This window comes from Caballeronia sp. EK, from assembly GCF_014384845.1.
GTDB lineage: Bacteria > Pseudomonadota > Gammaproteobacteria > Burkholderiales > Burkholderiaceae > Caballeronia > Caballeronia jiangsuensis.
The window spans coordinates 49,352-74,689 of the sequence record NZ_JACSUE010000001.1 but is presented as its reverse complement, the minus strand read 5'-3'; the positions used below and the strand labels follow the sequence as shown (position 1 = coordinate 74,689).

Sequence of the window (25,338 nt, the reverse complement as noted above, 5' to 3'; positions counted from 1 at the left end):
CCTGATTCGACGCGGGCTCGCGACGCCGGCTCGACCGCGTGACATTCCTCTTGATGAGCGCCCTGTCATGAAAAAAGCGATCCTTTCTCTTCTGGCGGCCTCGGCGTTGTGCATCGCCCCGCTCATCGCAAGCGCGCAACAGGCGGTTCGCATCGGCGTTTCGGCGCCGCTTACGGGCATCGGCGCGGCCAATGGCAAGGACATCGAAAACGGCGTGCGGCTCGCCGTGGAAGAGGCGAACGCGCAACACATCAACATCGGCGGACAGCCGGTTCAGTTCGAGCTCGCATCCGTCGATGATCAGGGCGATCCGCGCATCGGCGTGCAGGTGGCGCAAAAGCTCGTGGACGATGGCGTCGTCGCCGTCGTCGGCTATTACAACTCCGGCGTGGCGCTTCCCTCATCGCCGATCTTCGCGAAAGCGGGCATCCCGCTGATCGATCCGGCAGCGACGAATCCGGCCATCACGCGCCAGGGATTGAACAACATCTTCCGCATCATCGCGACGGACACGCAGAACTCCGGCAACGCCGGCACGTATGCCGTGAAGGTCACGAAGGCGAAGCGTATCGCGGTCATGGACGACCGCACGGCATTCGGACAAGGCGCGGTCGAAGAATTCAAGAAGGCCGTGCAGGCGGCGGGCGGCCAGATCGTATCCGAGGAATACACCACCGACAAAGCCGTCGAGTTCAACGCGCAACTCACGAACATCAAGGCGGCCAACGCCGACCTGCTGTACTTCGGCGGTCTCGACGGTCAGGCGGGCCTGATCGTGAAACGCATGAAGCAGCTCGGCATACGCGCGCAGTTTGTCGGAAGCGGCGGCATCGCGGATAGCGTCTTCATCAGTTCTGCGGGCAACGCGGCCGAAGGCGCGATGGCCTGGGAATACGGCCGGCCCGTCGATTCATTGCCGGAAGGCCGGGCGTTCGCGGCCAAATTCAAGAAGCGCTTCGGCGCGGATACGCTGACCTATGCGCCGTTCGCCTATGACTGCGCATGGCTCGCCATCACGGCGATGAAGCAGGCGAACTCCACGCAGCCCGCCACATTCATGCAAACGCTGCGCACAATGCAATATAACGGCATCACCGGCCATATCTCGTTCGATAAGTACGGCGATCTGAATAGCCCGACCTCGACGCTCTATCAGGTGAAGTCGATGAAGTGGCAGCCGGTGACGACCATCGGCGCGGAGAAGTAACCTACGGCGCTCGCTCTTCTTATTCCTCCGCTGACGGCCATTCGTTCTCGAAGACGCATTCCTCGATAGAACGGCGCTTGGCCCAGCGCTCGGTCTCGAGCATCGGCGCAGCGTAGTAGCGTTCCACATGCCCCACGCAGAGAATCGCGACGGGTCTCGCGCCCGAAGGCATGTTCAGCAACGCGGCGACTTCCTGCGGATCGAAGAGGGAAACCCAGCCCATTCCGAGCCCTTCCGCGCGCGCGGCGAGCCACATGTTCTGGATCGCGCAAGCCACCGAAGCGAGGTCCATCTCGGGCAGCGTGCGTCGGCCGAATACGTAGTCTTCGCGACCGTCCATCAGCGCCATGACGAGCACTTCAGCGCAGTCGCGCAAACCTTCCACCTTGAGTCGCATGAACGAATCGCGTCGCTCGCCGAGGGCGTCGGCGGTGAGCAGGCGTTCGCGTTCGACGGCGTCCCGCAACTGCGCGCGAATGTGCGCACGCGTGATGCGCAGGATGCGCCAGGGCTGCATGAAGCCGACGCTCGGCGCATGCAGCGCGGCGTCGATGAGCCGCTGCATGACCGGCGGCGCGATGGGATCGCTCACGAAGTGACGCATGTCGCGACGCTCGTGAATGGCGCGATAGACCGCTTCGCGATCCGCCTCGCTGAATGCTTTTTCCATGGATATCGATGAAGGTTCAACGCATGGAGAAGCATCATACTGCGTCGGGTCGCCGGCGCTATCGACAGGATTTAAAACCTCCCCGCCCGATACGCGCCCGGATCCGCAAACGTCGCCTCGCCACTCATCATCTCCGCCAAGAGCCTCCCCGTGACCGGCCCGAGCGTGAGCCCATGATGCGCGTGCCCGAACGCGAACCACAGCCCCGGGTGCCGCTCCGCAGCGCCGATCACGGGCCGCATGTCCGGCGTGCACGGCCGCAATCCCAGCCACGGCGACTCGTCGAGCCGCTCGCCAAGCCCGAACACCGGCCGCGCGATGCGCTCGGCACGTTCGAGCTGCACCGGACTCGGCGGCCGGTTCCTGCAAGCGAGTTCGACGCCCGTGGTCAGCCGCAAGCCGCGGCGCATCGGCGCGACCACGTAGCCATTCTCGATATCGACGACCGGCCTCGAAAGCGCGGCACGTCCATCGTTCGCGTAGTGCATGTGGTAGCCGCGCTTGGCCATCAGCGGAATGCGATATCCGAACTTGCGCGCCACGTCGCCCGACCACACGCCCAGCGCCACCACCGCCGCTTGCGCTTCGACCAGCCCGTCCGCAGTCATCACGCGCCATCCGCTGCCCGTTCGTTCGAGCGTCGCGGCGTCGCCGGTCAGGATGCGTCCGCCTTCGCGCTCGAAGAGCGCCGCATAGCCCTTCGTCAACGCGCCCGGATCGATCACGCTGCGCGGGTCCGCCCAGTGGATCGCGCCCGCGTAGCCGCCATCGAGCGACGACTCCAGCCGCTGCAACGCGCCCGCGTCGAGCACCTTCATGCCGAGTCCGTGCTCCTTCGCGATCCGCTGTGCCGCGACCGCCTCGCGTTCGAACTGATCCTGCGAGCGATAGGCTTCGAGCCAGCCCGTCGGCCGCACGAGATCGGCGACGCCCGCCCGCGCAATCAGCGCCTCGTGCTCCGCCACGCTCATCCGGATGAGCGGCAGCATGTCGCGCGCAGCCGCCGCGAGCCTCGTGGGCGCCGACTCCCACCAGAACCGCGCGAGCCACGGCGCATAGGCCGGCAGCGAGCGCAGGTCGTAACGCAGCGCCGTCGAGCGGTTGAGCGCGAACTTCAGCACGGTGCCCCAGTCACGCGGGAACGCATACGGAACGACCGACGACGCCTCTATCAGCCCCGCATTGCCGAAGCTCGTCGCCTCGCCGGGCGCGCGGCGATCGACGAGCGTCACCTGCCATCCGCGCTGCCGCAGATGCAGTGCGACGCTCACTCCCACGATGCCCGCGCCGAGCACGATCACGTCCTGAGTCATATTCCGATGCCTGATGAAGTGCCTACTTCGCAATGATGTCGCGTTTGAAGTACTTCTGCGACAACTGACTGAGCGTGCCGTCCTTTTTCAACGCATCGAGCGCGGCGACAACCTTGGCCTTCAGCGCCGCATCGTTCTTGCGCAAGCCGATGCCGGTGCCTTCGCCGAGCGTCGTCGGGTCGGTCAGCGCCGCGCCCGCGAAATCGAAGCCCTTGCCTTCGGGCTTCGCGAGGAAGCCGTCGATGGCCGTCTGCACTTCCTGCACCGCGCCGTCGAGCCGTCCCGCCGAGAGGTCCGCGAAAATCTGGTCCTGACTCTGATACGTGACGACCTGCACGCCCTCGTTCGCCCAGTGCTTGCGCACGTAATCCTCCTGCGTCGAGCCCTGCAGCACGCCCACCGACTTGCCCTTCAGACTCGCGGGCGAAGGCTGCAGGTTCGAGCCGCGCTTTGCGACCATCTGGATCGGCATCACGTAGACGGGCGGCGTGAAGTCGATCGCCTGCCTGCGCTTGTCGGTGATGTTCATCGCCGAATTGATCGCGTCGAACTTGCGCGCCTGCAGCGCGGGAATCAGCCCGTCGAAGCTGTTCTCGACCCAGACGCACTTCATCTTGATCCGCTGGCACACCGCGTTGCCGATGTCGATATCGAAGCCCTCGAGCTGGCCCGTCGGCGTCTTGCTCTCGAACGGCGGATACGACGCCTCGACGCCGAATCGCAAGGTCTGCGTATCCGCATGCGCCACGCCGAATGTGAACGCGAGGCCCGCCGCGCCCGCCAGGCAAATCATCTTCCAGTTCATTGTCGTCACCAAAGGTCGTGTGTGTGAATCAGCAACGTAGGTCCTGCACCAGGCGCGCAGCGTTTGTCGCGCGCTCACCGAAATATAGACCAGAAATAAAATTAAAGTCTAGAATAGACAAAAATGTCCACTCTTGGACGGCGCCGCACGAAACGCGCTGTCGCAACATTCGAGAACCGGAGGCTGACGAATGACTCTCTCGCCCGAACTCATGCGTGGCGCCCAGGCGCCTTTCATCGCCGACGAAGCGCAGGTGCGGCAGGCTCTGCCGTCGCTCGACATCCGCGGCGCGCTCGAAAACATGTTCATCGCGCTCGGCGATGGCGAAGCCGTCCAGCCGCCGCAAACGCTCACGCTCTTTCCGCGCGACGCGGGAGATTTCATCACCTACCTCGGCGTGCTCGCGAAACACGAAGTATTCGGCGTGAAGCTCTCGCCCTATCTCGTGAATGCGGGCGCACCGGTCGTCACCGCGTGGACCGCGCTCATGTCGATGCGCACCGGCGCGCCGCTGATGTGGTGCGATGCCGCGCTCCTCACCACCGAGCGCACGGCAGGCACGACCGCGCTTGCCGTCGATCGCCTCGCGCGCGCGTCGAGCCGGCGTCTTGCGATCATCGGCTCGGGCGACATCGCGCTCGCGCATCTGCGGCACGTCGCTCCATTGCGCGAATGGTCGGAGATCCGCATCCATTCGCCGCGCCTCGCGAACGATCGCGCGCGGATCGCCGCCATCGAAGCGCTCGACGCGCGCGCACGCGTGGCGGCATCCGTCGACGAGTGCGTGCGCGACGCGGATGTCGTCATGCTGTGCACATCTTCAGGCACGCCGGTTCTCTCGCTCGACGCGCTCACCACGCCCGCGCTCGTCACGTCGATCAGCACGAACGTCGCGCGCGCCCACGAGATCGACCCGGCCGCGCTCGGCGCGCTCGATGTCTACTGCGATTATCGGCAGACCACGCCATCGAGCGCGGGAGAAATGGTGATCGCGCGGGAGCGTCACGGCTGGTCGCCGGAGGCCATCCGGGGCGACCTCGCGGAACTCGTGCGCGGCGCATGTCCCGCGCCTTCCTTTGAACGTCCGGCGTTCTTCCGCTCGATCGGTCTCGGTCTCGAAGATATCGCGCTCGCGCATGCGCTGCACGTCCATCTCGCGAAGGGGCGCGCGGCGGCGTAGCGGTATCATCGGTTTTCGCGGTTTCGAATCCATGTCTATTTCAATGCCACGACGCAAGACGCAAAAGCCGGATAGCGACGCGCTTCTCGCACGCTATGCGCACATCGCGGACAGCATCACGACGCTCTTCTTCCCGTACGCGGAAGTGGTGATCCACGATCTCTCGGATCAGACGATCGCGTATCTCTCGAACAATCTTTCCAAGCGCGAGATCGGCGACGACTCCGCGCTGGAGGATGTCGAAGAGACTGCGCGCGAGCGGCTCGTCGGTCCGTACGAGAAGCTGAACTGGGACGGACGCCGCATGCGCTGCGTGAGCACGGCGCTCTTCGACGACGCGGGCAACGCCGCGGGCGTGATGTGCATCAACTTCAACATCGCGGCTTTCGAAGAGATGCGCTCCATGCTCGATGTCTTCCTGCGCGGCGCGGGCGTCGTCGCGCAGCCGGTCGAGCTATTCAAGGACGACTGGCAGGAACGCATCAACACGTTCCTGCACGGATGGCTGCGCGATCGGCAACTCGCGCTCAACTCGCTTACGCGCGATCATCGGCGCGAACTCGTGGAGGCGCTGCACGCGCAGGGCGCGTTCAAGGGCAAGAGCTCGGCGAACTATGTCGCGAAGGTGCTCGGCATGGGGCGCGCGACCGTCTACAAGCATCTGCGCGAGATGAAAGACGGGGCGTGAACGTCACGCATCGTGTCCGGGCCTACAACCAGCGCCAGATACCCGCTGCCCATCCGGCGAGCGGCTTATGAGCCCACGTCGCCGCAAGCCACACGACGAGTCCGCCCAAGAGCGCGTGCAAGCCGAATCCGCCCAGCCGCGCGCGTCCGGCCGCGATCGCCGCGAACGGCAAGTAACTCGTCTTCGATTCCCATGCCGGCCAGAGATCGGGCTGGAGACGTTCCTTCTTCCGGTCCTGCAAAGCAGCGCCGACGAGCGCAAGAATGACGATCGCCGCCCCAACGATGATGTTTTTCGTCACCGGAAACACCGCGATGTGGCACAGCCCCCAGAGTGCGAACGACCACATCATCGGATGACGCGTCACCGCGAACACGCCGTGCGCCGCGTCCGGAAACGCGGCGGGACGTTTGCCGGAGGGAAGCGCCGGGTTGCGAATCAGGGAGCCCATCAGGAGGATCGACGCGATCAGCATGATCACGGTCACGATCGCCCAGAGCACGTCGCCTACCGGCCACAAGGGCGCCGTCACGGGCGCCTTCCGGTAGGCCAGTACGAGCCAGCCGAGCGTCAGGAACGCAATCAGCGAATAGACGCCCTGAAATCCCGCTTCGCCGACTGCGCGAATCACAGGCTTGCGCAGCGGATGCGACAGGAGAAAGTGGCTGCCCACGAAGGCGATCGCCGCAGCCAGAACCGCATTGCTGTTGTCCATTTGTCCGTGCTCCTCAACTCATGTCGTAGGTGACCGTCACGTCCGTACAGGGCGGCCCGGATGCCGGGTAATATGGCGAAGCCCCCTCAAGGTGCCGACATCATGGCCAAGGTCGAAGACGGACTAGCGCGTTTCTACGCCCTTTCCGACGGAATTTTCGCCGTCATCATCACTGTGATGGTCCTGGCGTTCAAACCGCCGACAGGTCACGATTTCCACGCGCTGATCGGCCTATGGCCCGATGTCATCAGCTACGCGGTGAGTTACGCATTCATCGCCGTGGTCTGGTTGAATCATCACGCCGTGCTCCGGCATGCACAACAGCTAACCGGTACGCTTGCCCTCGCTAACTTCGCCAACCTGTTCGCTATTTCTTTCATTCCATTTACCACAGCCTGGCTCGCCGAAAGTGAAATGGCAACTTTTCCGCTGACGCTTTATGCGCTGGTCTTTTTCCTCGTGCAGGGCACCTACATGGTTTTGATGTGGGAAAGCTTTTCTCACCAGACAGGCGACGACGATCCGTACGCGCGCAAGTGGCAGTGGTTCCGGGCGTGGATCATGTTCGGCGTATTCTTTGTCTCCGCCGCAGGTGTCATCATCCCGCCGCTTCTCCGGCTCGGGCTGCTCGCTTCCTTTCTCATTCTGTACTGCCGTCCCGATCCGTTCCGGCGCGCCAGATCGGCGGTGCAAAGTCGACGGGGCGGGCATTAGCCGATTGTCGCTAGTTCGAGCCCACTTCTTCCAGCAACCATTCCTTGAATGCCAGCACCGGCGCGTGCTGCTCGCGCTCCTTCCTGTAGACGAGGTAGTACGCCAGCTCACAACTCTGGACATGATCGAAAGGCTTCACCAGACGCCCTTCCGCCAGATCACGTTCGACCAGCGTGGTCCTTCCGAGCGCAACGCCGTTCCCGGATATCGCTGTCTGAATGGCCATCGCAGAGTCGTTCAATTGCAGGCCCCGATCCGTTTCGAACGAATCGCGATAACCCGCATGCAGCAGCCACGATCGCCATGTGGGAAAGACACCGAAGCCGCTCATCGATGTGTCATGAATCAGCGCGTGATTCTTCAGATCAGACGGCCGCCTCAACGCATTCGGACCGTGCGCGAGCGCAGGACTGCAGACCGGGAAAAATTCGTCGCGCAGCAAGAAGGTGGACATGAGATCGGGCCATGCACCCGCACCATATCGGATGCCGACATCGATTCGCTCGGAGGTGAAATCGACGAGATGCCCGCTCGTCTCGATTCGCAGATCGTAATAGGGATGTCGGCCCTGAAAGCGGCCGACACGCCACAGAAGCCACTTTTCCGCGAATGCCGGAGGGACGGTCACCGTAAAAATGATGCGGGATTTACTCGCCCTCAGCCTCTCCACTGCGCTCGAGAGGAGATCGAAGCCGCCTTGCAGGTCGGGGAGCGCGGCACGCGCGGCATCCGTCAGCGATAGACGCGCGGGGCCCGAACTGGAGCGGTGAAACAGTTCGATGTCCAGATAAGCTTCGAGGCCGCGAATGAGTTGCCCGATTGCCGCAGGCGTCACATTCAACTCCGCGGCGGCGGCCGGGTAACTCAAATGTCTCGCGACAGCTTCGAATGCGCGCAGGGCGTTAAGGTTGTTCGGCGCTCGCATCGCTTTTCGTACTCGCGAAAGTCGAAAACAGGACTTTACCGCGACATGTCTTCAAACGTGCAGCGCCCGCTTTCAACGCGTGCCCGCGGGTTCAGAGCTGCGTGAGTCCGCCATCGACGACAAGCTCGGAACCCGTCATGAACGCAGAATCACCACTCGCCAGGAACAGCGCAGCAGTTGCGATTTCGCGCGCTTCGCCGAAACGCTTCAGAGGGACAGCGGCCTGAATCGCGGACCCGGTATCGGCCAACTGTTTCTCCGATAGCCCCAACTTTTCATGGAACGGCGTCGCAATCGGACCGGGACTCACGGCATTGACGCGGATCCCGCGCGGTGCAAGCTCTGCGCCGATCGAACGTACGAGCGAGCGCGTCGCCGCCTTCGTCGCGGAAAGGATCGACAGGCCGGGCGTACCGACTTCATTGAGAAACGACGTCGTAATGACGATCGACGATCCTTTCGACAGATGCGGAGCCGCCTTTTGAATGGTGAAGAACACACCGTTGAAGTTGAGCGCGAACTGGTCGCTGATCTGTTCAGGCGTGACCGCTTCGAGGGGCGCCGCCGTTCCCGCCCCCGCATTCGCAAAGATCACGTCGATGCGTCCGAACGTTTCGACGACATCCGCGATAGCCTTGTCGATTTGCGCAGGGTCGCGCAAATCGACCGACAGCGTCATGGCGCCTTCGCCGAGAACGCTGGCGGCATTCGCCAGCCGCTCGGCATTCGTCCCCGTCACGACGACCGTGGCCCCTTCGCTCTGAAAAAGTCGGGCAGCTTCGAGGCCGATGCCCGAGGTTCCGCCGGTGACCAGTGCGATCTTGTTCTTGAGCTTCATGACAGACTCCTTGATGTGTGTGACGTATCGGAAACTTCGATCGGCTTTTGCGTTGCCGGTGCACACACTATCGTCGCTGCCATCCATGCCGACAAATGAGAAGATCTTGCGGGGCGGAAAAGAAAAACTATGCGGCCCGTCGATGACGCGCGCTCAGTCGAGCGTCTTGCCTTTCGTTTCCGGAATGCACGCGTAGACAATCGAGCCGATCAGGGCCGCTGCCGCGAGATACACCCACACGAAGTCGACACGCCCCGACTTGACCATCCACGTCACGATGTAAGGCGCTGTTCCCCCGAAGATCGCCACCGATATGGCATAAGGGAGCGCGATGCCCGTGACGCGAACCTCCGCAGGGAACTGCTCGGCCATCACGGCAGCGCAGTTGGCGCAGTATCCGATGAGCAGCACCATGCCGATCGTCTGCGTCATGAACAGGCTGAGAAAGCTCGCGGAGACGAAATGCAGGGCAGGCCAGACATAGAGCAGAGAGCCGATCGAGAAGGCCAGCAATGTCGGCTTGCGGCCATATCGGTCCGACAGCTTGCCGCCGAACGGAAGCAGGACGAGGAATACCACCAGCGCACACGCGTTTGCCAGCAGCGCGGTTTTCAGATCGACGCCGGTGCGCAAGTGCGCATACGTCGGAAAGTTCACCATCCACAGATAGTTGAAGAGCGTGCCGGCAATCGAAATGCCCGCGACCCGGAGCGCGGCACCGGGATGCTTCAGCAGCAAGTCCTTCACCGGGCTTTTCCTGCGCGCCCCCGACGACCGAATGTGCTCGAACGACGCTGTCTCTTTCGCATGCTTCCGGACCCAGAGCGTGACGATTCCCAACGCCCCGGCGAACGCGAAGCCCGCGCGCCAGCCCCACGCTGCAAGGTCTCCTTCATGAAGCGATGAGGTCGTCACGAATCCGATCAGCGATGCCAGCAATATCCCGCCGTTGAGCGCGAAGTGCTGCCACGAACCGACAAAGGCCCGCTCGCCCGGTGCGGCGGATTCGACCAGAAACGCAGAAGCGGAGCCGAACTCGCCACCGGCGGAGAAGCCTTGAACGAGTCTCGCGAGCACGAGCACGATCGGTGCGGCGATGCCAATGGTTCCGTAAGTCGGGCATCCCGCGATCACGAGCGATGATCCCGCCATCAGCAGCACCGATAGCGTCAGCGCCTTCTTTCTGCCGTAGCGGTCCGCATATGCGCCGAGTACCGCCCCGCCTACGGGCCGCATCAGGAAACCCACCGCAAAGACCGCAAAGGTGGAGAGCAGATTGGCGAGAGGTTCGCTGGCATCGAAGAATTGACCGGCGAATACAGGGGCAAACGTCGCATAGATCAGCCAGTCGACCCATTCGACCATATTCCCCAACGATGCCGCCACGATCGCCGTTCTCGATCGTCGCTGCTCGGCGGTTATCGAGGGAGCGGTATCCAGCGTGGCAAGGCAGGCGCTTCCTGCCGGCTCTTGCTGATTCATGCGTGCGTCCGTTCCGCCCATATCAACTCCAGTTTGTATCGACATACGAAGTCTCCTTTGATCAATGTCGAGCGACCCGCAATCGCTCGTTCTTTTTGCATAGTATTCCGAATTAATTTGAATGTGCCCTCGCTGGACAAATGGCCTGCGTGGCTACAGCCGAATGATGACGGACTTGAGTTGCGTGTAATGAGCGAGCGCCTCGACGCCCTGTTCCCTGCCGTATCCGCTTTGCTTGAAGCCGCCGCACGGCGTCTGAACGAATCCGCCACTGTACTCATTGACCAGAATGCGACCCGCGTCGAGCCGACGTGCAACGCGATGCACCCTGCTCACATCGCGCGTCCAGATACCGGCAGCGAGCCCATAGTCCGAATCGTTCGCGATAGCGATCGCCTCCTGCTCGTCACGAAACCTGATAACGCACACGACCGGACCGAAGATCTCCTCGCGGGCGATTCTCATCTGGTTCGTCACATCGACATAGACCGTCGGCTTGATGAACCATCCTTTTCCGCCGTCCTTCTTCAATCCCGCTTCGCCGCCGATGAGGGGCGTCAGTCCATCCTGCTTCGCTATCTCGAAGTAGGCCTTGATCCGCTCGTATTGAGCTTGCGTAGTGATCGCGCCATAGGAAGCCTCGTCGCCGGGTCCGACATCGAGCGCCGATACGTGATCGACGAGCCTGGCGACGAACTCATCGTGAATGTCCTCTTGTACGAGCAAGCGCGTGCCCGCCGCGCACCACTGCCCGGCATTCCATGTGAAACCGGTTGCACAACCTTTGGCCGCCGCTTCGATGTCGGCGTCGTCGAAGACGATGTTTGCGGATTTGCCTCCGAGCTCCAGCGTCAGCGGCAGGATTCGCTCTGCTGCAAGCCGTCCCAGCTCTTTTCCCGCGCGCACACTGCCGGTGAATGAAATCTTGCCGATATCCAAGTTGCCGACCAACGCCGGCCCAAGCTTCGGACCGGTACCGACAACAACGTTGAGAATCCCAGGCGGAAGGCCGCACTCGATGGCGAGTCTCGCCAGTTCCACCAGTGAAGCGGATGTGAATTCCGACGGCTTCGCCACCACTGCGTTCCCCGTCGCCAGGGCCGGTGCGATCGCGCGCGCCGCCTGATGCAATGGAGCGTTCCACGGCAGGATCACGCCCACGACGCCAAACGGGTCGCGTCTCGTGTACACGTGATAGTCGGCACCGGCGTTGATGATCTCGCCATCCATCGAATTGACGATCCCGCCGTAATACTCGAAGTACTGCGCGGTCAGATCCATCAGTTGAGCCATCTCGCGGCCTGGCTTCCCGGTTTCGGCGCGTTCGAGCGACCCGAGTCGCTCCACGCTGTCCCGCAAGCGCCTCGCTATTTCAACGAGTATCCGGCCGCGTGCGGACGGACGCATATCCGCCCAATGCGGTTGTGCCGCGACAGAAGACGCGACGGCGGCATCGACATCCGCCGCGCCGCTATCGGCAACTTCACTTTGCTTCAGTCCGGAACGAGGATCGAACTTGTCGAGATATTCGTTCGTGGTAGGCGGGACCGGTTGCCCGGAGATGAAGTTCAGAACTCTTTCCATTTTCAAGCCCAAGCTGGTTTTCACAAAAGCCATGCAGACGAACATCGCTCGCCCGGGATGTTCGTCAGGTCGCCTTTATCTCGGCGTGTGCAAGCTTTTCCAACTGGATGACGACCTTCGTCATGTCTTCACCATCGAAACCGTCCGCAATTGCTGCATCGAAAACCTGCTTCACTACGGAGCAGGCCAGCATGGGAGATTTCACCGCTTCGGCTTCACTCAAAGCGAGGCGCATGTCCTTGCGCATCAGGTCCATCCGAAATCCGAAATCGAAGTTGCGCGACAGAACCTTCTCGCCGAGTAGCGTATCGACGGCGAAGCTTCGGGCAGTTGCACTCTTCGACAACGCGTCGAGAATCACCTGTGCGGGAATTCCGGCTTTCACGCCGAAGAGGACCGCTTCCGCGGCAGTGACGAGCGCCGCGCCGGCGATCATGTTGTTCACGAGCTTCAAGGTCTGCCCCAGTCCCGGCTGCTCGCCGAGATGCGCGACATTGCGGCCGAATGCGTCGAATGCGGGTTTTGCGCTCTCGAATCCGGAAGCCGCACCCGACACGAGAACGCTGAGCGTACCGGCCTTCGCACCGGCAACGCCGCCTGCAAGCGGCGCGTCCAGGGAGACTATGTTTCGCCCGGCAAATGCGTCCGCGAGCTTTCGTGCGACCGTCGGACCTGTCGTCGAATGATCGACGAAGACTTTGATCTTCGATCCTTCGATCAAGCCGTTCGGTCCTGTCGCGACAGCCTCGACGATATCCGGCGTCGGCAGGCAGATCATCACGACCTCCGCGCGGTCCGCGAGATCGCGGGCGCTCTTCGCAGGTTCAGCGCCGCCGCTGACGGCCTCGCGGATAGCATTTTCGTTGCGGTCGAACACGACAACCGCCAGGCCTTTGGCGAGCATATGGGACACCATGTGTTTGCCCATTGCGCCAAGCCCCACGAATCCGTACGTCGCCATACCATGTCTCCCGATTGGTGACGAGGGCGAACTGGCGAACGTATGCGCTGACGCCATGTCGTATCGGCCCTTGTCGAAGAATTCGGTTGAATGGTATGTCGTGCCGGCGGCACGCTCAACTCAGTTTTCCTGTCACTTCGATTTACTTTTTTTCGTTGAGAACGCCGGCGTATTCGTGCCGGGGATACCGCATGACAAGCCTGCGCGCTGGTCATACAAAATCCGCCAATTCCCAGCCGCACGTTGCTTCGCTCCGCTATTAGCGATACCTTTACATCCATCCTTGTCGTCGTGCCCTGGTCAACGAGTGGAGAGCCGCTTCGTGAAGAAAACATGGGTTTTCTCGTGCGTCGTTGTCGTCGGCGCGATCCTCGGCGGATGCAACAAGGGCGGATCGCAAAACGCCACCGAGGCATCGGGCGCATCCGCGAGTCAGGCTCCGGTTCAGCCGGCGCAAAACGCAAGCGAAGCGCCCGCCGCATCGGGCGCGGTAGGCACCGTCACCAAGACACAGTTGCCGGCGGAAGCGGGCGAGACACTGCGGCTCATCAAAGCGGGCGGACCTTTCCCTTTCGGCGAGGACGGCGTCCTGTTCCGTAACAGTTCGAACCTGCTACCGAAGCATCCGCGCGGCTATTACCACGCATACACGGTTCGCACGCCCGGATCGACCGACCGCGGGCAGCGCCGCATCGTATGCGGCGGGCCGCGCAAGCACGTCGCGGAGTGCTATTACACTGAGGATTACTACGTCACCTTCAAGCGCATCGCCGAATGAGGTGTGCAGCGATGGCGGAAGATCGTGGAAGGGGTTTGAACACGACGAACTGCCGGGTCGGTCGCCCGACCCGGCACCATTCCCCGCAGGTTGTCATTTCTACCGTCTTTATTGCGCCGCAGGCGACTTCACGCTCGGAGTCGCCAGCGTGTTATTGCTCGTAGTCGGTGCGGTGGTGCCCGAAGTCGTGTTGCTGTTCGTGCTGCTAGGCAGGCCCGAGTTCGGCGCCCTGGCGCCCATGCCGCTGTCCGAGTTCGTCATGCCTGGCGTGCCATAGCCGCCTGTCGCACCGTTGACCTGATTTGCCGGGCTGGCCGTACTGCCAGCCGAGCCCGCGCCGTTCGAGCCGCCAGCCGTTTGTGCATAAGCCCCCGCCGACAGGGCGAGTGCGGCCACGGCCGCCATCAAAGTGCTGATTGTCTTGCTCATGTTCCGTCCCTCCTAATCGGGCTGAAGTATGGACGCAGACGCTCGCCGCCTGCTTAACATGAACCCCGCAATCGCCGTGCCGCAGTTTTACAGCCCCTCTTACATTTCCGATTCGACAGTACAACGACAAGAAAGCAATGCCCTTCAGAAGCATCGAGTTCATGTCGATAACAAGGCTATGGACACCTGTGATACCAACATCGTTGGCGCGTTCGAGCTTCGGATGATCGACGCTGACATCGCCCATATTCGACTCGCGATCGAAGCGGTTCTGCACGAGTCGAATTCGGCGCTTCCGATGTTGTATTGGCGCAGGCGTCTGGAGCATTTGCTGCGCAGCCGGCACCTTCTGCACCATCAGTTCTCGGCGGTAGCCGACCTGCTTACGAGGATCGAGAAGATCGGCGAAGCGGAGCGTGACGATACCCCGACCGCAATCGACCGAGGACCCGCTTCGTCACTCGCGCGCGCTATCGCCCGATAACATCGTTGGCCTCGTTTCGCCCGCGCTTTCGTTCGCGCTTGTCTTCGTACATCGCGGTATCGGCGAGGGCGATCGCCTGATCCGCGCTCACGAACCGCACCGCGACAGCACCGATGCTCAAGCCGAAAGCGCCCACCGGGTGACGACCGGGCAAGCTCGTTCCACTTCCTGCCCGCGCAAAGCGCGCCCGAATCTCGGCCGCGATCCGGTTCGCCTCGTCGAGATCGGCGGGACCCGGACCCACGAAGGCGAATTCATCGCCACCGATGCGCGCGAGCATATCCGTGTCGCGCGTGACGCTGGCAATACGCTCCGAGCAGTCCCTCAAATGACTGTCGCCGGCGGCGTGCCCGAACTCGTCGTTGATCTTCTTGAAATCGTCGAGATCGATCATGCCGACGATCACATATGAGCCATCTCTGGCGGCCCTCGCGAGCAGCCGTCCCAGTTCGTCCTGCAATGCGCGTCGATTCGGCAGTCCGGTCAGCGTGTCCGTCAGCGCGAACTTCGTCAGATATTCGTTGGAGCGGCGCACTTCTTCCAGCAGGCGTTCACGCTCGATATGCTGCGCGATGATCTTCGAGAACAGGTTGAGCGCACTGCGCGCACGCGGCCCGATAGCCTGGCTTTTTCTGCTCGCGCCGCAGAGCGTGCCGATGATCAGTCCGTTGCTCGCGCATATCGGCGCACTCGCATAGGTTTCGATGCCGAGCGCCCGGGCAGCCTGCGAGTCGCCCCACACTTCGCTGACGTTGGACGTGAAGCGGCGTCCATCCTCGATGCAGCGCTTGCAAAGCGTGTCCGACCAGGGCACCTCCAGTCCTTCATCGATGCGAAGCTCGCCCGTGTTGCGCGCGAAATCGACGAACTGAATCCCGGCGGCTTCATCGATGGAAGTCAGATAGACCGACTCCAGCCCCGTGACGATTTCAAGCATTTCAAGCAGCGGTCTCGTGAGCTGTTCCAGACTTTGCGCTGAAGCCACCGACTCCGAAAGCCGCTCGAGCATCAATTCCATAGGCACCTCGTTTAGCCTGAGAAACTGAATTGTAACGGTGCGGAAGTCGGCTTCGCTTAAAGGATCAGAACGCGTGCGTCATCCCGATTCGCGCCACCATCTGATGCGAATTCGACGACGGGCTCGCCGCGCCGGGAATGAACGCCGTATCGAGCGCCGTGCCCGTATTGCCGCCGCTCAGCTTCTGATAAACCAGTTGCGTATAAACGCCGGTGCGCTTCGACAAGAAGTATTGAGCCATCAGGCCGACCTGATTCCAGTGCATCGAGTTATCGAAACCGCCATGCTTCAGATGCGCCATCGTGTACGTGTACATGCCGGCGATCGACAAATCCGGTTGAATGTCGTACTTGGCGTTGAATTCGATGTTATCGAAACGCAGGCTCGCGTCATTCACCCCGAGATCGCCGAGATAAAGCGACGACACCGGCTGCTGCACGTTCACATGGGTATAGACGAGACCCAGCGTCGCCGGCCCTGCTCCATAGCTCGCGCCGATACCGTAGATCTTCTGGTTCGCCGCGACGAAGCCCGCCTCGTCCGAAGCCACGGAGCCTGTCGATGTCGCGCCTGGTGCCGCGAGGTTTTCATAAACGGCGCCGATCGTGAATGTCGCATAGCTGTACTTCAGCCCGGCGCTGTACATGCGATTGCCCGCGAATGCGCCGGCCTGATTGCTGAATCCGTATAGCGCGGTCGCCGTGACGCCGCCGTATTCGCCGCTCGTGAACTTGACCGAGTTGTTCGCATGAAACGTGGCGTCGGTATTGTCGTTATCGAGCGGATGCGAAAACAGATAACCGCCCCAGTAACCATTGGCCGTCATCGGCCCGATGATATCGGTCATCGAATCGAACTGGCGTCCGAACGTGAGCGTCCCGAGCGTATCGGATTGCAGTCCGACATAAGACTGATAACCGAACAGCCGCCCGTTGTAATAGGCGGCGCCGTTATCCAGCATGAAGCCGCTTTCCAGATCGAAGATCGCATGCAGTCCGTCGCCGATATCTTCGCTGCCCTTCAGGCCCCATCGGCTCGTCACCAGATCGACGCTCGATGTCTGCCATGCCTTGTGTCCACCCGCATTGCTCGTCAGATTGATGCCTTCGTCCAGCACGCCAAACAACGTCACACTGCTTTGCGCATGTGCGGTGGCGCAGGCGAATAGCGATATCGCCGCGAGGACCATCTTCGAATTCATGCTGCTTGTCTCCAGCGTTTGAATGATTTGAGTTCTATATGTTTCCCGAGCGCGCGCGGCGCCCTGCCCGATTCACGAGCACATGCTTTATCGATTGAGGAATTCGAGCGTGAGGATCGCAACCGGAGCGCCGGACCCGGCGCTCCGTTGTGAAACGTGCAGCGTTATTCGACCTGTTCGCGATTACCCGCGAGATCCCGCGCGCGCGACGTCATCGTCACGTTCGCGCGCCGCACCGATGAGACGGCGTCCTTGCGGACCATGAACGGCGTCGGGTTCGGGAAAGCGCCACAGCATCGCCAGATACAGCATGCCGCCCACCACGAACGACACCGGCACGCTGAGATCGCAGCCGCCCGCGAGCGCGCCCAGCGGCCCGACGAATTGCCCCGGCAGATTCACGAACGCGAGACCGATCAACGCCGCCGGCAGCCACGCGCCCATCGCGCGCCAGTTCCAGCCATGCGAGAACCAGTAGTGGCCGCCGCGCCCGCCGCGGTTGAACACTTGCAGATCGTCCGCGAGATAGAAGCCGCCGCGCTGCACGAAGCCGATCACCATGATCGCCATCCACGGGCAACTGAACGTGCAGATGAGCGTCGAGAACGTCGCCACGCTTTCCACCAGGTTGAACGCGAAGCGGCCGACGAAGATGAAGCCGATGGCAAGCGTGCCGATCAGTGCCGTCGCACGCACGCGATTGAGGTACTTCGGAAACATGCTCGACATGTCGAGGCCCGTGCCGTAGAGCGCGGTCGTGCCCGTCGACATGCCGCCGATGATCGCGATGAGACACATCGGCAAGAGAAACCAGCGCGGCGACACCGCGAGCAGACCGCCCACGTAATCGTTCGAGCTGATGTAGGTCGGCGCCTGCGTCGCGATGATCGTCGCGGTCACGAGGCCGAAGAAGAACGGCACGAACGTCGCGATCTGCGCGGCGAACACCGCGCCCATCACGCGATGACGCGGCGTCGATTGCGGAATGTAGCGGGCCCAGTCACCGAGCGTCGAAGCGAACGAAACCGGATTGCTGAGCGCCACGAGCGCCGCGCCGATGAACGCCGCCCAGAAGCCCGCGCCGCCGTGATGAAGCGTGCCCGCGTAGTGCACGTCGAAGGCCTTCGCGAACGCGAACGCGCCGAGCACGAACATGAGGCTCGCCGCCCACACGGCGATCTTGTTCACCCACAGCATGAAGCGAAAGCCGTAGATGCATACGATCAGCACGAGCACAGCAAACACCATGTACGCGGTGCCGAGCGTCCACGGGTTGACCGGCAGGCCGACCATGTCGTGCGCGCCGCCGACGAGCGCATCGCCCGAGCTCCACACCGCGAGCGAAAAGAACGCGACCGACGTGAGCACCGCGAGAAACGAACCGACGATACGGCCATGAATGCCGAAGTGCGCGCCCGACGACACCGGATCGCTCGTGCCGTTGCGCGGCCCGAACAGGCTCATCGGCGCGAGAATGCAGGTGCCCGCGAGCACGCCGAGCACGATGGCCCACAGGCTCGCCTCGAACGAAAGCCCGACCAGAATCGGAAAGCTGCCGAGCACCGACGTCGAAAACGTGTTGCAACCGCCGAACAGCAGCCGGAACAGATCGATCGGCCGCGCGTATCGCGAAGCGTCGGGAATGCGCTCGAAACCGAATGTTTCGACCTGCGTGATGCTGGTGTTGTCTGCCATGTTGTCTCGCTCCTTGAGGCGTGGTCCGGCATGCCGGTTCACGCACTATCGTTATCGGCGGTCATTCTGCTGCAGCGGAATGCGCGCCATATTGCGTAGTCAAAACGTTCACATCAGGTCCGGCCAATGTTTGGCCGCGCTCACACCTCTACTGCGTGTTCAGGCTGATCCATGAGCGACTCGCGCTCGCTCGTGCGCATGCCATAGACGCCGAGAAGGTCTTCACAGAAGGCCCGGACGATCGGCTTGTCGGCCATGCCGCGCTTCATCGCGAGATGCAGCGGCACGTCGAAGCCGAAGGCGGTACGTCCCAGCACCCGGATCAGGCCGCGCTGCTCGAACGGTTCGGCGTGATGCGTGGGCAGATAGCCGATATGGCTACCCGAAAGAATCAGCACGGTGGCCGCGTCGATGTTGTCCGCGATGGCCGTCACGCGGCGCTCGCCGATGCTCGCAAGCTCTTCGGGCACGGGATAGCTGCGCCAGATCCAGTCGTGCGCGCGCAGATCGTCGAACGTCACATGCGGGCCGGCATGAAAGAGCGGATGCCCGCGCCCGCAACAGATCACCTGCCGCTCGCTGAACAGCCTCCTGTACGACAGTCCCGCGACGCGATGCCAGAAGTAGCCGATCGCGATATCGAGCTGCTGATTGACGAGGCTTTCTTCGAGTTCCTGCGGCGGCGCGACGTGCATCGCGAAACGCACGGCCTGATCGCGCTTGCGAAACGCGCCGATGGCTTCGGCGAGCCGCGCGTTTTCGACGTGCGACGCCTGCCCGATCAAACCGATCGACAGCGTGCCCACGAGCTTGCGATCGATATCGCGCACCTGAGCGACGAACTGCGACGTCGCGGCAACCAGCGCGCGCGCCGACGCGACGAAACGCTCGCCTTTCGACGTGAGCCGAAAGCCGCCGCGTCCGCGTTCGCAGAGCCGAAAGCCCATGCGTGCTTCCAGCGCGGACAACTGCGAGCTGATGGTCGACTGGCGCACGCCGAGCGTCGCTTCGGCGGCCGTGATGCCGCGCGCATCGACGACCGCGAGAAAGACGCGCACGAGGCGCAGGTCGAGATCGGAGGTATTGGAGAACATACGATTACGCCGCGCTCACATGGGAAAGCCCATCGCCTTGATGCCCTTGATCCACGCGCGCTTCCAGCCGCCTTCTGCATCGGCGCCGTCGAACGCGTGGAAGGTCACCTTCGCGGCCAGCCATCGCACCGGCTCGGGCGGGATGTACGTCGGGCTTTGATTGGCGATGTCGAGCGCGCGCTCGGGGCTTGCGCGATCGAACAGGATGTTCAGGCCCATGAACGCGCCGAAGCGGCTCGCGGCCACGCCGAAACCCGTGTAGCCCGCGACAAACACCGCCTTGTCGCCGAGATAGCGCTTCGCGAACACCGAGCCGCGCGAGCAATAGTCGATCGGGCCGCCCCACGCGTGCGAAAAGCGCACATCGCTCAATTGCGGGAAGGTCGTGTAGAAGGCTTGGGCGAGCCGGTAGTAGGTGTCGCGCTGCTGGTCGCTCGGCGGATTGGGATCGCCGTCGAAGTGATAGCTCACGAGGCCGCCGAAGATGATGTTGTTGTTCTTCGTGAGGCGGAAATAATTGAGCTGCGTGCGCGTGTCGTAAATGCCCTGGCGCTGCTTCCAGCCGATGCGCGACAGTTGTTCGTCGGTGAGCGGCTCGGTTGCGAGCACGTGATCGCGCACCTGCAACACACGGCGGTTGATGTCCGGAATGCCCACTTTCGCGGTGCCGCTGCCGAACACGACGCGCGGCGCGCGCACGGTGCCTGCGGGCGTCTTCACGAAGACGGTCTCGCCTTCGTCGCTTACGGTCATCAGCGGGCTGTGTTCGTAGATCCTCACGCCGAGTTCGAGCGCCGCGCGCTTGAGACCCCACGCGAGCTTGGCCGGATGCACGATGCCGCTGCGGTTGCGCGACCAGAGCGCGCCCGCGAACAGCGGCGAATCGAGCTGTGCGCGCGTGGCCGCCGCGTCGAGCAGCACGACGTCGTGGCCATAAGACTTGTGCAGATCGTAATCGGCACGCAGATGATCGACGTGATCCGGATCGACGGCCACCGTCATCTCGCCGTTCCACTCGATGTCGGCATCGATGCCGTAGCGTTTGAGCGTCGCCTCGAAGCCGTCGAGGTTGCGCTGGCCGAACTCTTCGAGCTCCGCGATATCGTCCGGGAACACGCGTACCGCGTTGGGCAGCCCGTGCATCACCGATGTCGATATGATGCCGCCCGCGCGCCCCGATGCGCCATGCGCGATCCGGCCTGCCTCGATCAGCACGACATCGAGTTCGGGCATCTGCTCCTTCGCCTGCACCGCGGCCCACAGCCCGGTGAAGCCGCCGCCGACGATCAGCAGATCGGCGCGTATATCGCTCACGAGCGCCGGTTCCGCGGGCGGCTCGGCGGGATTGTCGAGCCAGTAAGGCATGAGGCGCGTGCGGGCGAGCGCTTCCTCGACGCTCAATTTGACAGACGCGCGACGCACGCCGCGCGACGCCTTCTGCGCGGGCGCGGCGATGTCGGCTTCGAAAAGTTGCGCGCTTTCGTTCATGACGTGTCTCCTCCTCGGGCGCGGCGCGCGACGGTTATTGCTGCGGTTCGAGCACGACGTAGAACTTCTTCGCGTCCTCGATCGTTTCCCAGCGGCCCGCGAAACCCGCGGGCAGAAGATAGCCCTGCCCCGCCGTGAATTCCTTGCGGCCGCCGTTCACGTCGATCAGCGCGATCCTGCCTTCGACGAGCCAGACCGCTTCGTCGGCCGTCGTCGCAGGGAAATCGACAGCGCCGGCCTTGCCTTCCCACCAGCCGATCACGTAGTTGCCGCTCTGGCCTTCGGCCGCGCGCCAGTCGCTTTCGTCCATGCCGTAGTCCAGCTTCGTGAACTGCCCGATGCCCTCGCCCAGCGGCGCGATGTCCTGAATCAGCTTGCTCATGTGCTTCCCTTGTTGCGTCGGTTTGAATTGAATCGGTGCGCCAAAGTTACCGATTCACGCTGCCCCGGTATGCCCCCCCGCGGGGGGGACAAGCGGCGTTTAGCGAAGCGCGGGTAAATACCTAGATTTGCTGAAAACCCCTTCTGGCAAGGGCTATAACGCATGGTCTACAATCGAAGGGACTTTTCTTCGCGGCGCGCCATGCTGCTCAACGTACCCCCGCTCAATCAGGATCAAGCCGAGTTCGCGCTCTCGTTCAAGACGCTTGGCAAAGTCATCGAAGCTGTCGGCACACCGGATTTCGTGCCGCGTCTCACGCTGCTTCTCAATGAAGTCGTGCCGCTCAATGTCGTGCACATCGAGCGCTCGCGGGTAGACCGCAGCAAGCCCACGGGCTTTCGCTGCGAATGGATCGGCAGCAGCGGCGTGGGCATGGACACGGGCGTGATCTCCGAAGTCATGACGCTCTACTACGACCGCTTCTACGATACCGATCCGCTCTTCGCGGGCATTCGCGGCAAGATCGGCACGCTGCTCGTGGTGCGCGACATCGGCGCGATACCGCCCGGCGAATTTCGCCAGCGCCTCTTCGACGAAGCGCTGATCGCGCATGAATGCGTGCTCGCGCGCGGCACGCCTCACGCGCAGGATTCGATCGCGCTCGAACGCTCGCTCGACGCGCCGCCGTTCACGCTCGCCGAGATGAACCGCTTTCGCAACGTGAGCGAGTTCCTGTTTCCGCTGCTCGAATTGCACGCTTCGACGAGCGCGGCGAAACGCGTCGCGCATCCCACTTCGTTCCTGCATCCGCTCGCGCAGTTCGACGCGCGCATCGCCGCCGACGACGTGCGCCTGTCGAAACGCGAGTACGAAATCTGCACGCATCTCATCACGGGCCGCACGGTGCCCGAGGCGGCGGAGATCATCGGCGTGCGCATCGGCACGGCCGAGTCGTATGTGAAGCGCGCGTTCGCGAAGCTCGGCGTGCGCACCAAGCGCGATCTGATCGCGTGGGGGCAGGCTTGCCCCCGTCTCACGGCCACCTGAAGCCCCGTTCACATCGAACCGGCTCGATGTGAACATTTCGACTTCGTGATTTGCGCGGCAGTCTCGTCGCCTAACATCGCCCCGTCCACATAACGATGACGGGAGACGAGCCCATGCAGCGTGAACTCAACCAGCCGCTCGGCGGCAACGACATGCCGCGCTTCGGCGGCATCGCGACCATGATGCGCCTGCCGCAGGCGAACAGCACCGAAGGCCTCGACGCGTGTTTCGTCGGCGTGCCGCTCGATATCGGCACCTCCAACCGCTCGGGCGCGCGCTTCGGGCCGCGCCAGATCCGCTCTGAATCCGTGCTGCTGCGCCCCTACAACATGGCGACGCGCGCCGCGCCCTTCGATTCGCTGCAAGTGGCCGACATCGGCGATGTCGCCACCAATCCCTATGATTTGAAGGATTCGATCCGCCTGATCGAATCGGCCTACGACGCGATCGTCGCGAACGGCTGCCGTCCGATCACGCTCGGCGGCGATCACACGATCGCGTGGCCGATCCTGCGCGCGTTGCACAAGAAGTACGGCAAGGTTGCCGTGGTGCATGTCGATGCCCACGCCGACGTCAACGACACGATGTTCGGCGAGAAGATCGCGCACGGCACGCCGTTTCGACGCGCGGTGGAAGACGGTCTGCTCCAGTGCGACAAGGTCACGCAAATCGGCCTGCGCGGCACCGGCTACCACGCCGACGACTTCGACTGGTGCCGCGAACAGGGCTTCACCGTGGTGCAGGCCGAAGCGTGCTGGAACAGGTCGCTCGCGCCGTTGATGGAGGAAGTGCGCGCGCGCGTGGGCGATGCGCCCGTCTATCTGAGCTTCGATATCGACGGGCTCGACCCCGCGTTCGCGCCCGGCACCGGCACGCCCGAAGTGGGCGGCCTGACCGTGCAGCAAGGTCTCGAAATCGTGCGCGGCATGAAGGGGCTCAACGTCGTCGGCGCGGATCTCGTCGAGGTCTCGCCGCCTTACGATCAGGCCGGCACGACAGCGCTCGTCGGCGCCAATCTCGCGTTCGAAATGCTCTGCGTGATGCCGGGCGTCACTTACCGTCAAAGCACGCGAGGTTGAACATGGCTGCTCGACTCGAACGACATCCCGAAGACGGCTCGCTCCTGCTGCCCGCCGCGACGATTGCGGGTACGCGCTACGGCGCATCGAACTGGGAAGCGGGCAATGCGATTCACGATGCATCGACGGGCGAGGTGATCGGCTGGCAGGAACACGCCGATGCCGCGCAAATCGATGCCGCCGTGCGTGCGGCGCGCGCCGCGCTCGATGCATGGCGCAACCGGACGCCCGCTTCGCGCGGCGAGGTGCTGCGCAAGATCGCCGAACTGCTCGCAACGGAGCGCGCGGGCCTCTCCGCGATGCAGCAGCAGGTGAGCGGCAAACCGCCGCTCGAAGCCGACACCGATGTAAGCGACGCCATCGCCACGTTCGATTACTACGCGGACCTGTGCGGGAACGGTTTGCTCTTCGCCGCCGACGCGCTCGCATTGCCCGACGACACCGTGACTGGCGAACGTCATTACGAAGCGGTTGGCGTGGCCGCGCTGATCGTGCCGTGGAATTTCCCGATGGTCACGACTTCGTGGAAGATCGCGCCCGCGCTCGCTGCGGGTTGCACCGTAGTGCTGAAGCCCTCCGAATTCACGTCGCCGGTCGAGCACAGGCTCGCGGAAATCATGACGGCAGCGGGTGTGCCCGATGGCGTCGTGAATCTCGTGAACGGCGGCGGCGAAGTGGGCGCGCGGCTCGCGGCGCATCCGCTCGTCGACAAGATTTCGTTCACGGGCAGCACGGCCGTGGGCCGCAAGGTCATGCAGAGCGCAGCGCAGGACATGAAGCGCGTGACGCTCGAACTCGGCGGGAAATCCGCGCTGATCGTGCGTGCCGACGCGGACATAGAACACGCGGTCGCGCTCGCGGTCGGCGGCGCGTTCACGAACGCGGGGCAGATGTGTTCGGCCACCTCGCGCGTCATCGTGCACGACGATGTCTATCGCAAGTTCATGGCCGCCTTCGAAGCGGCGGTGCGCGCGCTCGTGGTCGGGTCGCCGGGGACTGAAAACGTCGCGATGGGCCCGCTCATTTCGGGCGCGCAGCGCGCGCGCGTACAAGCGTTGCTCGAACAAGGCGTGGCCGACGGCGCGAAGATCGCGTTCAGCGGCGCGCTCGACAGTGCCTGCGCGGAAGGCTTTTTCATGGCGCCCGTCGTCGTCGCGGAGCCGGATACGGCCAACGTGTTGTGGACGGAGGAAGTGTTCGGGCCGGTCGCGTGCGTGAAATCGTTCCGAACCGACGACGAAGCCATCGCGCTCGCCAATGACACGCGCTATGGACTCGTGGCGACGGTCGTCACGCGTGACGACGAAGCCGCACGCCGCTATCGCAATGCGCTGCGTGCGGGCCTCGTCTGGATCAACACACCGCAACTGATCTTCCCGCAAGTGTGCTGGGGCGGACTCGGTTTGAGCGGCATCGGCCGTGAACTGGGTGTTGCCGGTTTGCGCAGCTATCAGGAGTTGCGTCATACCATCGTGTCACGCGGATAGCGCCGCGCATCCTCCTACAGTCGATAAGCTGTATATTTTATTTACAGTCGATGGCCTGTTTTCTGCACAAACAG

The 25,338-nt window shown here is 63.0% G+C and carries 25 protein-coding genes; 9 read left to right on the top strand and 16 right to left on the bottom strand.

The window, feature by feature from the left end; all coding sequences use genetic code 11:
• Window positions 1-67 precede the first annotated feature (67 nt).
• Entirely contained in the window at window positions 68-1,207 is a 1,140-nt protein-coding gene (locus IAG25_RS00330) for a branched-chain amino acid ABC transporter substrate-binding protein (RefSeq protein WP_187602996.1), read from the top strand.
• 19 nt (window positions 1,208-1,226) lie between these two features.
• Here the strand turns inward: IAG25_RS00330 and bluB are convergent, their stop codons facing one another.
• The 3 genes from bluB to IAG25_RS00315 all read right to left on the bottom strand — a co-directional run bounded on the left by bluB (window position 1,227) and on the right by IAG25_RS00315 (window position 3,995).
• Window positions 1,227-1,877 carry a 5,6-dimethylbenzimidazole synthase gene (bluB, locus tag IAG25_RS00325; protein ID WP_187602995.1) on the bottom strand — a complete coding sequence of 217 codons (651 nt, stop codon included), beginning with the start codon at window positions 1,875-1,877 and terminating at the stop codon, window positions 1,227-1,229.
• Window positions 1,878-1,948: 71 nt separating this feature from the next.
• On the bottom strand, window positions 1,949-3,190 hold the full coding sequence (locus IAG25_RS00320) for an NAD(P)/FAD-dependent oxidoreductase (protein WP_187602994.1): 1,242 nt from the start codon (window positions 3,188-3,190) through the stop codon (window positions 1,949-1,951).
• Between the two features lie 22 nt (window positions 3,191-3,212).
• Entirely contained in the window at window positions 3,213-3,995 is a 783-nt protein-coding gene (locus IAG25_RS00315) for an ABC transporter substrate-binding protein (RefSeq protein WP_187602993.1), read from the bottom strand.
• A 190-nt stretch (window positions 3,996-4,185) separates the two neighbouring features.
• On the opposite strand from IAG25_RS00315, the gene IAG25_RS00310 reads away from it, so the two are divergent.
• Window positions 4,186-5,175: an ornithine cyclodeaminase family protein gene (locus tag IAG25_RS00310; RefSeq protein WP_304502643.1), complete on the top strand. Its 990-nt coding sequence runs from the start codon at window positions 4,186-4,188 to the stop codon at window positions 5,173-5,175.
• Between the two features lie 31 nt (window positions 5,176-5,206).
• Window positions 5,207-5,863, top strand: coding sequence for a helix-turn-helix transcriptional regulator (locus IAG25_RS00305; RefSeq protein ID WP_273654946.1), 657 nt, complete (start codon window positions 5,207-5,209; stop codon window positions 5,861-5,863).
• A gap of 22 nt (window positions 5,864-5,885) precedes the next feature.
• Here the strand turns inward: IAG25_RS00305 and IAG25_RS00300 are convergent, their stop codons facing one another.
• Window positions 5,886-6,578 carry an NnrU family protein gene (locus IAG25_RS00300; RefSeq protein ID WP_187602991.1) on the bottom strand — a complete coding sequence of 231 codons (693 nt, stop codon included), beginning with the start codon at window positions 6,576-6,578 and terminating at the stop codon, window positions 5,886-5,888.
• A gap of 102 nt (window positions 6,579-6,680) precedes the next feature.
• Here IAG25_RS00300 and IAG25_RS00295 point away from each other — a divergent pair, with 102 nt between their 5' ends.
• Window positions 6,681-7,292, top strand: a complete 612-nt coding sequence (locus IAG25_RS00295; protein WP_187602990.1) for a TMEM175 family protein — start codon at window positions 6,681-6,683, stop codon at window positions 7,290-7,292.
• Between the two features lie 10 nt (window positions 7,293-7,302).
• Here the strand turns inward: IAG25_RS00295 and gcvA are convergent, their stop codons facing one another.
• From gcvA to IAG25_RS00270, 5 genes are all read right to left on the bottom strand, one after another.
• On the bottom strand, window positions 7,303-8,217 hold the full coding sequence (gcvA, locus tag IAG25_RS00290) for a transcriptional regulator GcvA (RefSeq protein ID WP_187602989.1): 915 nt from the start codon (window positions 8,215-8,217) through the stop codon (window positions 7,303-7,305).
• A gap of 91 nt (window positions 8,218-8,308) precedes the next feature.
• A complete protein-coding gene (locus tag IAG25_RS00285) occupies window positions 8,309-9,055 on the bottom strand; it encodes an SDR family oxidoreductase (protein WP_187602988.1) in 747 nt (248 codons plus the stop codon).
• Between the two features lie 153 nt (window positions 9,056-9,208).
• Window positions 9,209-10,441 carry an MFS transporter gene (locus tag IAG25_RS00280; RefSeq protein ID WP_222946332.1) on the bottom strand — a complete coding sequence of 411 codons (1,233 nt, stop codon included), beginning with the start codon at window positions 10,439-10,441 and terminating at the stop codon, window positions 9,209-9,211.
• A 249-nt stretch (window positions 10,442-10,690) separates the two neighbouring features.
• The gene (locus IAG25_RS00275; protein ID WP_187603683.1) at window positions 10,691-12,121 is read right to left on the bottom strand and encodes an aldehyde dehydrogenase family protein; all 1,431 of its coding nucleotides are present in this window, start codon (window positions 12,119-12,121) and stop codon (window positions 10,691-10,693) included.
• A gap of 64 nt (window positions 12,122-12,185) precedes the next feature.
• The gene (locus IAG25_RS00270) at window positions 12,186-13,082 is read right to left on the bottom strand and encodes an NAD(P)-dependent oxidoreductase (protein WP_187602986.1); all 897 of its coding nucleotides are present in this window, start codon (window positions 13,080-13,082) and stop codon (window positions 12,186-12,188) included.
• Window positions 13,083-13,404: 322 nt separating this feature from the next.
• Here IAG25_RS00270 and IAG25_RS00265 point away from each other — a divergent pair, with 322 nt between their 5' ends.
• Entirely contained in the window at window positions 13,405-13,860 is a 456-nt protein-coding gene (locus IAG25_RS00265) for a ribonuclease (protein WP_187602985.1), read from the top strand.
• 108 nt (window positions 13,861-13,968) lie between these two features.
• Here the strand turns inward: IAG25_RS00265 and IAG25_RS00260 are convergent, their stop codons facing one another.
• Window positions 13,969-14,289 (bottom strand): hypothetical protein, encoded by a 321-nt coding sequence (locus tag IAG25_RS00260; protein WP_187602984.1) that lies wholly within the window; start codon window positions 14,287-14,289, stop codon window positions 13,969-13,971.
• Window positions 14,290-14,347: 58 nt separating this feature from the next.
• Between IAG25_RS00260 and IAG25_RS00255 the strand changes: the two genes are divergently transcribed.
• Window positions 14,348-14,773: a hypothetical protein gene (locus IAG25_RS00255; RefSeq protein ID WP_222946330.1), complete on the top strand. Its 426-nt coding sequence runs from the start codon at window positions 14,348-14,350 to the stop codon at window positions 14,771-14,773.
• Here IAG25_RS00255 and IAG25_RS00250 read toward each other — a convergent pair.
• From IAG25_RS00250 to IAG25_RS00225, 6 genes are all read right to left on the bottom strand, one after another.
• Complete coding sequence (locus IAG25_RS00250) at window positions 14,760-15,791, bottom strand: sensor domain-containing diguanylate cyclase (protein ID WP_187602982.1); 1,032 nt, start codon at window positions 15,789-15,791, stop codon at window positions 14,760-14,762. The two genes, IAG25_RS00255 and IAG25_RS00250, sit on opposite strands and share 14 nt — an antisense overlap.
• A gap of 64 nt (window positions 15,792-15,855) precedes the next feature.
• Window positions 15,856-16,992 (bottom strand): porin, encoded by a 1,137-nt coding sequence (locus IAG25_RS00245; RefSeq protein ID WP_187602981.1) that lies wholly within the window; start codon window positions 16,990-16,992, stop codon window positions 15,856-15,858.
• 183 nt (window positions 16,993-17,175) lie between these two features.
• The gene (locus IAG25_RS00240) at window positions 17,176-18,687 is read right to left on the bottom strand and encodes a purine-cytosine permease family protein (RefSeq protein ID WP_187602980.1); all 1,512 of its coding nucleotides are present in this window, start codon (window positions 18,685-18,687) and stop codon (window positions 17,176-17,178) included.
• Window positions 18,688-18,827: 140 nt separating this feature from the next.
• Window positions 18,828-19,781, bottom strand: a complete 954-nt coding sequence (locus IAG25_RS00235; RefSeq protein ID WP_187602979.1) for a LysR family transcriptional regulator — start codon at window positions 19,779-19,781, stop codon at window positions 18,828-18,830.
• Between the two features lie 15 nt (window positions 19,782-19,796).
• Window positions 19,797-21,146 (bottom strand): NAD(P)/FAD-dependent oxidoreductase, encoded by a 1,350-nt coding sequence (locus tag IAG25_RS00230; RefSeq protein WP_255503507.1) that lies wholly within the window; start codon window positions 21,144-21,146, stop codon window positions 19,797-19,799.
• 157 nt (window positions 21,147-21,303) lie between these two features.
• Window positions 21,304-21,651, bottom strand: a complete 348-nt coding sequence (locus IAG25_RS00225; RefSeq protein ID WP_187602978.1) for a cupin domain-containing protein — start codon at window positions 21,649-21,651, stop codon at window positions 21,304-21,306.
• A gap of 201 nt (window positions 21,652-21,852) precedes the next feature.
• Between IAG25_RS00225 and IAG25_RS00220 the strand changes: the two genes are divergently transcribed.
• The 3 genes from IAG25_RS00220 (at window position 21,853) to IAG25_RS00210 (ending at window position 25,264) form a co-directional block, all read left to right on the top strand.
• Window positions 21,853-22,698, top strand: a complete 846-nt coding sequence (locus IAG25_RS00220) for a helix-turn-helix transcriptional regulator (protein ID WP_035504910.1) — start codon at window positions 21,853-21,855, stop codon at window positions 22,696-22,698.
• Window positions 22,699-22,811: 113 nt separating this feature from the next.
• Window positions 22,812-23,777, top strand: a complete 966-nt coding sequence (speB, locus tag IAG25_RS00215) for an agmatinase (protein ID WP_035504913.1) — start codon at window positions 22,812-22,814, stop codon at window positions 23,775-23,777.
• 2 nt (window positions 23,778-23,779) lie between these two features.
• The gene (locus tag IAG25_RS00210; RefSeq protein ID WP_187602977.1) at window positions 23,780-25,264 is read left to right on the top strand and encodes an aldehyde dehydrogenase family protein; all 1,485 of its coding nucleotides are present in this window, start codon (window positions 23,780-23,782) and stop codon (window positions 25,262-25,264) included.
• Window positions 25,265-25,338: the final 74 nt, after the last annotated feature.